Origin of the sequence: Citrobacter sp. Igbk 17 (assembly GCF_028069775.1) — a bacterium.
GTDB lineage: Bacteria > Pseudomonadota > Gammaproteobacteria > Enterobacterales > Enterobacteriaceae > Citrobacter.
The window spans coordinates 1-10,700 of record NZ_JANEWI010000036.1 but is presented as its reverse complement, the minus strand read 5'-3'; the positions used below and the strand labels follow the sequence as shown (position 1 = coordinate 10,700).

At 51.8% G+C, this 10,700-nt stretch carries 9 protein-coding genes and 1 pseudogene; 8 read left to right on the top strand and 2 right to left on the bottom strand.

Features of this window, described 5'->3' with window-relative positions; genetic code table 11:
- The first annotated feature begins 150 nt into the window (after nucleotides 1-150).
- Nucleotides 151-1,068: an Rpn family recombination-promoting nuclease/putative transposase gene (locus NNO08_RS18550; RefSeq protein ID WP_271448519.1), complete on the top strand. Its 918-nt coding sequence runs from the start codon at nucleotides 151-153 to the stop codon at nucleotides 1,066-1,068.
- Nucleotides 1,069-1,106: 38 nt separating this feature from the next.
- On the opposite strand, the gene NNO08_RS18545 is transcribed toward NNO08_RS18550, so the two are convergent.
- Both NNO08_RS18545 and NNO08_RS18540 read right to left on the bottom strand, forming a co-directional pair.
- Nucleotides 1,107-2,303, bottom strand: a complete 1,197-nt coding sequence (locus NNO08_RS18545; RefSeq protein WP_271440128.1) for a nicotinamide mononucleotide deamidase-related protein YfaY — start codon at nucleotides 2,301-2,303, stop codon at nucleotides 1,107-1,109.
- 79 nt (nucleotides 2,304-2,382) lie between these two features.
- Entirely contained in the window at nucleotides 2,383-2,925 is a 543-nt protein-coding gene (locus NNO08_RS18540; RefSeq protein WP_048211092.1) for a YfaZ family protein, read from the bottom strand.
- 317 nt (nucleotides 2,926-3,242) lie between these two features.
- Here NNO08_RS18540 and nudI point away from each other — a divergent pair, with 317 nt between their 5' ends.
- The 7 genes and pseudogenes from nudI to NNO08_RS18505 all read left to right on the top strand — a co-directional run.
- Nucleotides 3,243-3,674 carry a nucleoside triphosphatase NudI gene (nudI, locus tag NNO08_RS18535; protein ID WP_271457288.1) on the top strand — a complete coding sequence of 144 codons (432 nt, stop codon included), beginning with the start codon at nucleotides 3,243-3,245 and terminating at the stop codon, nucleotides 3,672-3,674.
- Between the two features lie 289 nt (nucleotides 3,675-3,963).
- Nucleotides 3,964-5,103 (top strand): UDP-4-amino-4-deoxy-L-arabinose aminotransferase, encoded by a 1,140-nt coding sequence (gene arnB / locus NNO08_RS18530; protein WP_271457287.1) that lies wholly within the window; start codon nucleotides 3,964-3,966, stop codon nucleotides 5,101-5,103.
- Nucleotides 5,104-5,105: 2 nt separating this feature from the next.
- Nucleotides 5,106-6,089: an undecaprenyl-phosphate 4-deoxy-4-formamido-L-arabinose transferase gene (arnC, locus tag NNO08_RS18525; protein ID WP_005129419.1), complete on the top strand. Its 984-nt coding sequence runs from the start codon at nucleotides 5,106-5,108 to the stop codon at nucleotides 6,087-6,089.
- Complete coding sequence (gene arnA, locus NNO08_RS18520) at nucleotides 6,086-8,068, top strand: bifunctional UDP-4-amino-4-deoxy-L-arabinose formyltransferase/UDP-glucuronic acid oxidase ArnA (RefSeq protein WP_271457286.1); 1,983 nt, start codon at nucleotides 6,086-6,088, stop codon at nucleotides 8,066-8,068. Before arnC ends, arnA begins: the two co-directional genes overlap by 4 nt.
- On the top strand, nucleotides 8,065-8,967 hold the full coding sequence (gene arnD, locus NNO08_RS18515; protein ID WP_271457285.1) for a 4-deoxy-4-formamido-L-arabinose-phosphoundecaprenol deformylase: 903 nt from the start codon (nucleotides 8,065-8,067) through the stop codon (nucleotides 8,965-8,967). Before arnA ends, arnD begins: the two co-directional genes overlap by 4 nt.
- Nucleotides 8,964-10,619: a lipid IV(A) 4-amino-4-deoxy-L-arabinosyltransferase gene (gene arnT / locus NNO08_RS18510; protein WP_271457305.1), complete on the top strand. Its 1,656-nt coding sequence runs from the start codon at nucleotides 8,964-8,966 to the stop codon at nucleotides 10,617-10,619. The genes arnD and arnT overlap by 4 nt, the downstream gene beginning before the upstream one ends.
- A pseudogene (locus NNO08_RS18505) lies at nucleotides 10,616-10,700 on the top strand (4-amino-4-deoxy-L-arabinose-phospho-UDP flippase); the annotation flags it as partial. The gene arnT and the pseudogene NNO08_RS18505, both read left to right, overlap by 4 nt.

The following is a 10,700-nucleotide window of genomic DNA, read 5'->3' as shown; positions in this document are numbered from 1 at the left end:
TTTTGCGTAGCCCGTTCCGCTTAATTGAATACGTTGCAGTCGGGCGTATTTATCTCTGATTCACCCACGCAAAGACCCCATTTCCCGCATGCAGCGCATTTTAAAAGTGGATACCGTCACGCCATCTTCTCTTTCCGGTGACGGACTACCATGGCTAAATCCACTACATCTACACCGCATGATGCCGTTTTTAAAAAGATAATGTCTTACCCTGAGATGGCTCGGGATTATCTGGATATACATCTTCCCACCGCATTACGTGAGATATGCGATTTAAAAACGCTGAAGCTGGAGTCCACCAGTTTTATCGAACAAGATCTCCGCGCATACTACTCTGACGTAGTGTGGTCGTTAGAAACCCGCGAAGGCCAGGGCTATATCTATTGTGTTATTGAACATCAGAGTACGGCGGTACAGCACATGGCATTTCGCCTGATGCGTTATGCCACTGCTGCGATGCAGTATCATCTTGATGCCGGGAATAAAACGCTGCCGCTGGTAATCCCCATGTTGTTTTATCACGGTCAACAAAGTCCTTATCCCTGGTCACTCAACTGGCTGGATGAATTTGACAATCCACAGCTGGCACGACAGCTTTATTCAGAAGCCTTTCCGCTGGTCGACATTACCGTGATACCTGACGATGAAATCGCACAGCATCGGCGTGTTGCACTGCTAGAGTTGATGCAAAAACATATCCGCGATCGCGATTTGATGGGATTAGTGGACCGCCTGGTCTCGCTATTAGTTACAAGCACCGCTAATGACAGCCAGCTACAAACGCTATTTAATTACCTGCTACGGTACGGTGACGTTTCTCACGTCAGCGAATTTATCCATGAAGTTGCTGAACGTTCCCCCCACCACAAGGAGAGGTTGATGACAATCGCAGAGAGGCTAAAACAAGAAGGTCACCACAATGGGCTACAACAAGGATTAGCGCAAGGAGTACAGAAAGGTACGCAAGAAGAAGCCTTACGTATCGCGCGCATGATGCTGGTAAATGGAATTGATCGTGATTTGGTTCGGTTAATTACTGGGCTATTGCCTGACGATGTCACAGAATGAGTCAGATTGGGAAGGTTTTTAGCCTTCCCAATCAATCATTAAATCGTGAGCGATTCAACCACTTCTATCCAGCCGTGTTCCCCGGCAATATCCTGACCATTTAGCCAACGCCGCAGCATATTAAGCGCCATCATTGCGCAAACTTCCTGACGAATAGCCAAACTGTAGCGATTTGCATTGAGTCGCACCCGCAAGGCATGCGTACCGTCAGGTGTTGCCAGTGCGAAGTTAATATGTTCGTTTTCGAAACCCGATACCGCCAGCGCCAGTTCGGCATAATGGTTGCCGCGTCGTTCGGTTATCCAGTGCGCCGTTTGTGCCAACGTTTCTTCCTGAGATGGCACCACCTCGCTCGCTAACAGCGGGGCACTGGCGCGAGACAGCTGCAGAGCAATTAAGCCTCCGGTAAATTGCTCGCTCAGCGTCAGACTGTACTGGCGCTCCTGGAGCTTACGGGTAATTTGCGCAGGTAACCCTTCGGTACCTTCAAAAATCATGTTCTGGCCGGCAACGCGTTTCACCTCTGGCCATAGCGCCAGCATCGCTTCACGTTGGGAATCAGGCCCGGTTAACTTCAGCTCGATAATCGGCATCGACGAGCGATACCCCATTGTCACCCCGGGTGGTAAAACCAGAGAGTCCAGGCTCTGCGCCAGATCGCTTTCAGAACGACCAAAAGTCGTTAAGCGCAGGCATAGCGGGGGCTGAGAAAGAGAAAAACGCTCACGCAGGCGCGGCAGGATCTCATGTTCAACCATGACTTTAAATTCTGACGGCACACCCGGCGTAAAAAACATCAGGCAGCGATTAAGCTTCACGGCGAACCCGCAGGCCGTTCCGACCGGATTATTAATAAACTCCGCGCTGGCCGGAAGTTCAGCCTGTTTGCGATTGCTCGGAGCCATCACACGTCCCCGCTCACGGAAAAAACGCGTCATTTCGGCCAGCCACGCTTCATGCAGAACCAGCCCTTCACCTTTTGCGGTTGCCGCCGCCAGTGCGCTCAAATCATCGCTGGTCGGCCCTAAGCCACCATTGACGATCAGCACATCAGCATGTTCGCTACGCTCACGCAGAATAGCGACCAAATCATTCAGATTGTCGCCTACCGTATTGCGGCGTGTTAATGGTAATCCCTGATTAAAGAAAAAATCGGCCAGCCAGGCGGCATTGGTGTCGACGATTTGTCCGTGCAACACTTCATCCCCGGTGGATAGCATCTCCACGTTTAACATCGTGTTCTCCTGCTTTTATGATGAAAACACTATAACGCAAGGAGGGGGGAAGGCGCGACTGAACGCCGCGCCTGGTAGATTAGAAACTGGCGTTAACCCCGATGTATGGGCCGTCAGCAATCGCGTTATCGCGGTTGCCATCTTTACCCGCCAGATTCAGGTAACGGTAACCTGCTTCAATGCTCAGCGGACGCATAATCGTCAGGCGCGCACCAGCATTTGCTTCTTCGTAGCTGTCGATCCCGCTGGAGAGTGAGTCCGGGGAGTAGTAGTATTCGCCAAACAGACGGAAACTGTCGCCAATCGGCCACTGTAAACCACCACCGACAGCTGCCGCGTAGCCTTCATCACCGTCTTTCGGGTTGGTATAGATACCTTTCCCACCGACTGTTGCCAGCAACGGACCCAGAGGGATATTCAGACCAAGGCCAAGCCCTGCAACATCACCGTCGTCATCGTTATGCATCCAGTTGCCGCTAACAGCCAGTCCGGTGGACTCAGTACCCATACCAAAACCGAGGTTAGTGTAATCTTCGCCAGCCTGACCGCTAATGCTAATCGCATTCGCCGACGCAGAAACAAACAGCATTCCGGCAAAACCCAGTAATAAACTTTTTTTCATTTTCTATCCTTTCCAGCAAGAATCAAAACATAGCCCCAAAACCGCTGGATTGTACTGCCAGATAGCGAGGAATCAATGAGCTAAAAAAGCGATGCAATGACATATTGTAACTAAATACTACCCGCAATATTTCAGTAAGGTTAAGTTCTTACCTGAAATTGACGGTGAAAGGCACCTGATTGCCGTTTTTAACAGACAACCTTCTTTTCCCCGGCAAAGCAGACTTAAACAGCAATGAAGCGTTTTTTCTGTCGCCTGCAAAAGGTAAGATATGTTAACGATGGACTCCTCCGCCCTCCCCTACAAGGAACAGACTAATGCGTCAAAGAACGATTGTTTGCCCACTCATTCAAAATGAAGGCTGTTATTTACTGTGCAAAATGGCCGACGATCGCGGCGTTTTCCCTGGTCAGTGGGCGTTGTCTGGCGGCGGCGTTGAGCCAGGAGAGCGTATCGAAGAAGCCTTACGTCGGGAAATCAGGGAAGAACTGGGAGAACACCTCGAGTTATCGCAGATTACCCCCTGGACCTTCAGTGACGATATTCGAACCAAAACCTATGCTGATGGTAGCCAGGAAGAGATTTACATGATTTATCTCATCTTCGATTGTGTTTCCGCTAACCGTGAAGTAAAGATTAACGAAGAGTTCCAGGACTTCGCCTGGGTTAAACCGGAAGATCTCGCCCAATACGATTTAAACATCGCCACACGTAAAACGTTAACATTGAAAGGGTTATTGTCAGCTTAAATGGTGATAGCAGTAGGATATTGATCCTTCAGATCATGGCATTGCACTCATCATTCAGCAGCAGGGCTGCAATGCCATAGCCACGACAAAACACTCGTAAAAATCATTTATTTTCAGACAAATAAAATAATCTCCTGCACATCCCCCTTTATATCTCCAACCTTAAACTCTTAAGGATAAATTAACCTTCAGTCTTTAACCTTTGTGGCCTGATGAAATAATTAACGATGCCCCTGTTTATCACTAAAAATAAAACTGCGGTGGCGTTAAATGGCTTGAAGGAATAATGATGTCTGACTTTTTGCCTTTCTCCCGTCCGGCAATGGGTGATGAAGAACTTGCCGCAGTTAAGGCGGTTCTGGATTCAGGGTGGATAACCACGGGTCCTAAAAATCAGCAGTTGGAAGACGCTTTCTGCCAGCTCACAGGAAACCAAAACGCCGTTGCCGTCTGTTCCGCGACGGCAGGTATGCACATTACGCTAATGGCGCTGGGTGTGGGTGAAGGCGATGAAGTGATCACCCCGTCGATGACGTGGGTATCGACACTCAACATGATTGTCCTGCTGGGCGCCACACCGGTTATGATCGATGTCGACCGCGATACGCTGATGGTGACCCCCGAACACATTGAAGCCGCTATCACACCACGAACCAAAGCTATTATTCCCGTGCATTATGCCGGGGCCCCGGCCGATCTTGATGCCATTTACGCCATCGGTGAACGCTACGGAATCCCTGTTATTGAAGATGCAGCGCACGCCGTCGGAACGTTATACAAGGGGCGTCATGTTGGTGCTCGTGGTACCGCAATCTTTTCCTTTCACGCGATCAAGAATGTGACCTGTGCAGAGGGTGGGTTAATTGTTACTGACGACAGCCAGCTCGCTCAACGGCTTCGCAGCCTGAAATTCCACGGCCTGGGTGTAGATGCTTATGACCGTCAAACCTATGGTCGCGCGCCGCAGGCTGAAGTTCTCGCGCCGGGATACAAGTACAACCTGACTGACATCAACGCCGCCATCGCCCTGGTGCAGTTGAACAAGCTGGATCGTCTGAACGCGCGCCGGGCGCAAATTGCGCAGCAGTATCAACAGGCGCTGGCCGATACGCCGTTTCAACCGCTCACCCTGCCTCAGTGGTCGCATCTGCACGCCTGGCATTTGTTCATCATTCGCGTGGATGAAGCCCGCTGTGGGCTGAGCAGAGATGCTCTGATGGAAGCACTAAAGGCCAGAAATATTGGCACAGGCCTGCATTTTCGCGCGGCCCACACGCAGAAATATTATCGCGAACGTTTCACCGATCTTTCTCTGCCTAATACCGAATGGAATAGCGCACGCATTTGTTCACTGCCGCTATTTCCCGACATGACCGACGATGACACACAACGCGTCATTACGGCACTTCGCCAGATTGCAGGACAATAAGCATGTTTGAAGCCTCACCGATTAGTAAAGTCTCGGTGGTCATTCCCGTTTTTAACGAACAGGAAAGCCTGCCAGAATTAATCAGGCGCACCAGCGCCGCCTGCGAAAAACTGGATACTGAATATGAAATCCTGCTCATTGATGACGGTAGCAGTGATAATTCGGCTCAACTGATGATGGACGCCTCTCAGGCACCGAACAGCCATATTGTCTCTATTCTGTTGAATCGAAACTATGGGCAGCACTCGGCGATTATGGCCGGTTTCAGCCACGTCACTGGCGACCTGATCATCACGTTGGATGCTGATTTACAAAACCCGCCAGAGGAGATCCCGCGGCTGGTTGCCACGGCAAAAGAAGGCTTCGATGTCGTCGGCACGGTGCGTCAGAACCGCCAGGACAGCCGCTTTCGTAAGACCGCCTCACGGATGATCAATCATCTGATTCAGCGAACAACCGGTAAAGCCATGGGCGATTATGGCTGCATGCTGCGCGCCTATCGCCGCCACATCGTCGATGCCATGTTGCATTGCCAGGAGCGCAGCACCTTTATTCCGATCCTGGCTAACATCTTTGCTCGCCGCGCCACGGAAATCCCGGTACACCATGCCGAGCGTGAATTTGGCGACTCTAAATACAGTTTCATGCGTCTGATAAACCTGATGTATGACCTGGTAACCTGCCTGACCACCACGCCATTGCGTATGTTGAGCCTGCTGGGCAGCATCATTGCCGCCACAGGTTTTACCCTGTCGGTCCTGCTTGTTGTTCTTCGCCTGACGCTCGGCCCGCAGTGGGCGGCAGAAGGTGTGTTTATGCTGTTTGCCGTGCTGTTTACCTTTATCGGCGCGCAATTCATTGGCATGGGATTACTCGGCGAATATATCGGTCGCATCTATAACGATGTCCGCGCACGCCCTCGCTATTTTGTTCAACACGTTATCCGTCCACAAACCACGCAGTCAACTGAGGAAAACCGCGCATGAAAGCCGTCGTATTTGCCTATCACGATATGGGATGTCAGGGGGTTCAGGCCCTGATGGATGCGGGTTATGACATCGCTGCTATTTTTACGCATGCCGATAACCCAGGTGAAAAAGCGTTTTTTGGCTCAGTTTCCCGCCTCGCTGCCAGCGCAGGAATTCCGGTGTACGCTCCTGACGAGGTCAATCATCCGCTGTGGATCGAGCGGATCGGCCAACTCGCCCCCGATGTGATCTTCTCATTCTACTATCGCCATTTACTCAGCGATGAGATCCTGCGTCTTGCGCCTGCGGGAGCCTTTAATCTGCACGGCTCATTGCTGCCCAAATATCGTGGCCGTGCACCGCTGAACTGGGTATTAGTCAATGGCGAAACCGAAACAGGTGTGACGCTTCACCGCATGGTCAAGCGCGCAGATGCTGGTGCCATCGTCGCCCAGCAACGCATTACCATTTCCCCCGATGACGTAGCGTTAACCCTGCACCATAAATTATGCCAGTCTGCCCGCGAGGTACTGGCGCAGGCGCTGCCAGCCATCAAAGCCGGTGATTTTCAGGAATACCCACAGCAGGAAGCCGACGCCACCTGTTTTGGTCGCCGCACGCCGGAAGATAGTTTCCTCGACTGGAACAAACCCTGCGCACAACTGCACAACATGGTTCGCGCCGTGTCCGATCCATGGCCTGGTGCATTTAGCTATGCCGGTACACAAAAATTCACCATCTGGTCATCACGCCAGAGTGCAAATACATCTGCGGCGCTGCCGGGAACGGTTATCTCCGTATCACCATTGCTGATTGCCTGTGCCGATGGCGCACTCGAAATCATTACCGGGCAAGCGGGTGATGGCATTACCATGCAGGGCTCACAGCTGGCACAAGTTTTGGGTCTGGTTGCCGGTTCTCGCCTCAACAGCCAGCCCGTTTCCGCCAGCAAACGTCGCACCCGCGTGTTGATCCTTGGCGTTAACGGTTTCATTGGCAACCACCTGACCGAACGTCTGCTGCGCGAAGATAACTACGAAATCTACGGGCTTGATATTGGCAGCGATGCAATTGAGCGTTTTCTGCAACACCCACGATTCCATTTTGTGGAAGGTGATATCAGCATTCACTCCGAATGGATTGAATATCATGTGAAAAAATGCGACGTCGTGCTGCCACTGGTCGCCATTGCCACGCCGATTGAATATACCCGCAACCCGCTGCGCGTCTTCGAACTCGATTTTGAAGAAAACCTGAAAATTATTCGTTACTGTGTCAAGTACCGCAAACGCATCATTTTCCCGTCAACATCTGAAGTTTACGGTATGTGTACCGATAAAGATTTCGATGAAGACAGCTCCAACCTGATCGTCGGCCCGGTTAATAAACCGCGCTGGATCTACTCGGTCTCTAAACAACTGCTGGATCGCGTCATTTGGGCATACGGTGAAAAAGAAGGGCTACGTTTCACCTTATTCCGTCCGTTTAACTGGATGGGACCGCGTCTGGACAGCCTGAACGCCGCACGTATCGGCAGCTCACGCGCCATTACCCAACTGATCCTGAATCTGGTGGAAGGCTCCCCCATCAAGCTGATTGAAGGTGGTAAGCAAAAGCGCTGCTTTACCGACATTCGTGACGGTATCGAAGCCCTGTTCCGTATCATTGAAAACGACGGCGGGCGCTGTGATGGCGAGATCATCAATATCGGTAACCCGGATAACGAAGCCAGTATTCAGGAACTGGCTGAAATGCTCCTGTCCTGTTTCGAAAAACATCCATTGCGCCAGCACTTCCCGCCGTTTGCTGGTTTCCGCGACGTTGAGAGTAGCAGCTACTATGGCAAAGGCTACCAGGACGTTGAGCACCGCAAACCCAGTATTCGTAACGCCAAACGTTGCCTGAACTGGGAACCAACAATCGAGATGCAAGAAACGGTTGAAGAGACGCTGGACTTCTTCTTACGCAGTGTGGATATCACGGAACACACATCATGACCAAAGTGGGCTTGCGCATAGATGTCGATACATTCAGGGGGACACGCGAAGGCGTGCCCCGCCTGCTGGAGACATTGAACCGGCATAACGTTCGGGCAAGTTTCTTTTTTAGCGTCGGGCCCGACAATATGGGACGCCATCTCTGGCGTCTGGTGAAGCCGCAATTTTTGTGGAAGATGCTGCGCTCAAACGCAGCCTCGCTCTACGGGTGGGATATTTTACTGGCCGGCACCGCCTGGCCTGGAAAAGAAATTGGCCTGGCCAATGCGGCCATCATTTCGCAAGCTGCCCGATATCACGAAACAGGCTTGCACGCCTGGGATCATCATGCCTGGCAATCACGAAGTGGCAGTTGGAACGATAAACAGCTGATTGATGATATTTCGCGAGGCATTAATGCGCTCGAAACGATCATCGGCCAACCCGTCACCTGTTCTGCCGTCGCTGGCTGGCGTGCCGACTCGCGCGTCGTCGAGGCGAAAGAAACATTCCATCTGCGCTATAACAGCGATTGCAGGGGAACATCGTTATTCCGTCCCGTACTTGAAACAGGAGAAATGGGTACGCCACAAATTCCGGTCACGCTACCGACATGGGATGAGGTGGTTGGTCAGGAGGTACAGGCAGCGGACTTCAACGACTATATTCTCTCCCGTATTCAGCGGGACAAAGGCACCCCGGTCTACACGATTCACGCAGAGGTGGAAGGCATTGCTTTTCAGCAGAAATTTGACGATCTGCTCATTCGTGCCGCCGACGCAGGAATTACGTTTTGTCCGCTGGGCGAACTGTTACCAGACGATATCAGTACACTGCCAACGGGCCAGATCGTTCGTGGCAAAATACCCGGCAGAGAGGGATGGCTCGGCTGCCAGCAACCCGCGAGTGTGACACCATGAAATCCGCACGTTACGCCCTGGCATTTGTCGCATTTATTGCACTGTATTTTATTTTACCCATCAATAGCCGCCTGCTCTGGCAGCCCGACGAAACGCGCTATGCTGAAATCAGTCGGGAAATGCTGACGTCTGGCGACTGGATCGTCCCACATTTTTTAGGGCTACGCTATTTTGAAAAACCCATCGCGGGATACTGGTTAAACAGCATCGGGCAATGGTTGTTTGGTGCAAACAACTTTGGCGTCAGGGCGGGGGCTATTTTTGCAACCCTACTGACTGCACTTCTGGTCGCCTGGCTGGCAATGCGGCTATGGCGTGACAAACGCACGGCCATACTCTCTGCCGTCATCTTTCTAACGTTTTTCTCTGTTTACAGTATCGGAACCTATGCGGTACTTGATCCCATTATCGCGCTGTGGCTAATGGCGGGTATGTGCTGTTTTTGGGAGGGAATGCAGGCCACCACCAGAACAGGTAAAATTGTCGCCTTTTTGCTGTTAGGACTCACCTGCGGCATGGGCGTGATGACCAAAGGCTTTCTCGCGCTCGCTGTCCCCGTCCTCAGCGTGCTGCCATGGGTTTTCGTGCAAAGGCGCTGGAAAGAGATCTTTATTTACGGTCTGTTGTCGATTATCAGCTGTATTGCCATTGTCCTGCCGTGGGGGCTGGCGATTGCACAACGCGAATCTGACTTCTGGCACTACTTTTTCTGGATTGAGCATATTCAGCGTTTTGCGCAGGATGATGCCCAGCATAAAGCGCCATTCTGGTACTACATACCGGTTTTCGTGGCAGGTGCCTTACCCTGGCTCGGGCTACTACCGGGCGCATTGCGTACCGGCTGGCGTGAACGGGATGTACCACGTAGCGCCTTATACCTGCTGAGCTGGATTATTATGCCGATACTGTTTTTCAGTATCGCCAAAGGGAAGTTGCCAACCTATATTCTTTCCTGCTTCGCGCCGCTGGCGATCCTTACCGCGCGGTTTGGCTTGCAGGCTGCTGAAAAAGGTTCTGCAGCCCTGCGCGTCAACGGTTGGATCAATATTCTGTTCGGTGTTATTGGTATTGTCGCCACATTTATCGTGTCCACGCTCGGACCGTTGAAGACACCGGTCTGGTCGCATATCGAAACGTATAAAGTGTTTTGCTCATGGGGTATCTTTATCACCTGGACACTATTTGGCTGGTATACGCTTAATAACAGTGAAAAAAACTGGAAATTAGCAGCGCTCTGCCCGCTGGGGCTGGCGCTGTTGTTCGGCTTCTCAGTACCTGACAGGGTAATGGAATCCAAACAGCCACAGTTTTTTGTCGAGATGACCAAAGAGTCGCTGGAGTCGAGCCGTTATATTTTCACCGACAGTGTTGGCGTTGCCGCTGGCCTGGCCTGGAGCCTGAAACGCGATGACATCAACATGTACGGGCAAACAGGTGAGTTAAAATATGGCCTTAATTATCCGGATGCCCAGGGACGCTTCGTTAGCCGGGATGACTTTGCCGGCTGGTTGGCGCAACATCGTCAGGAGGGGATCATTACGCTCGTGCTGTCAATTTCGAAGGATGAGGATATTAATCAGCTTGCCATTCCTCCCGCTGACTATATCGACAATCAGGGGCGCCTGGTCTTGATTCAGTACAGGCCTAAATGATCTGGCTAACCTTAGTCCTTGCCAGCCTGCTCAGTGTCTGTGGACAATTGTGCCAAAAGCAGGCCACCCGCCCGGTACCCG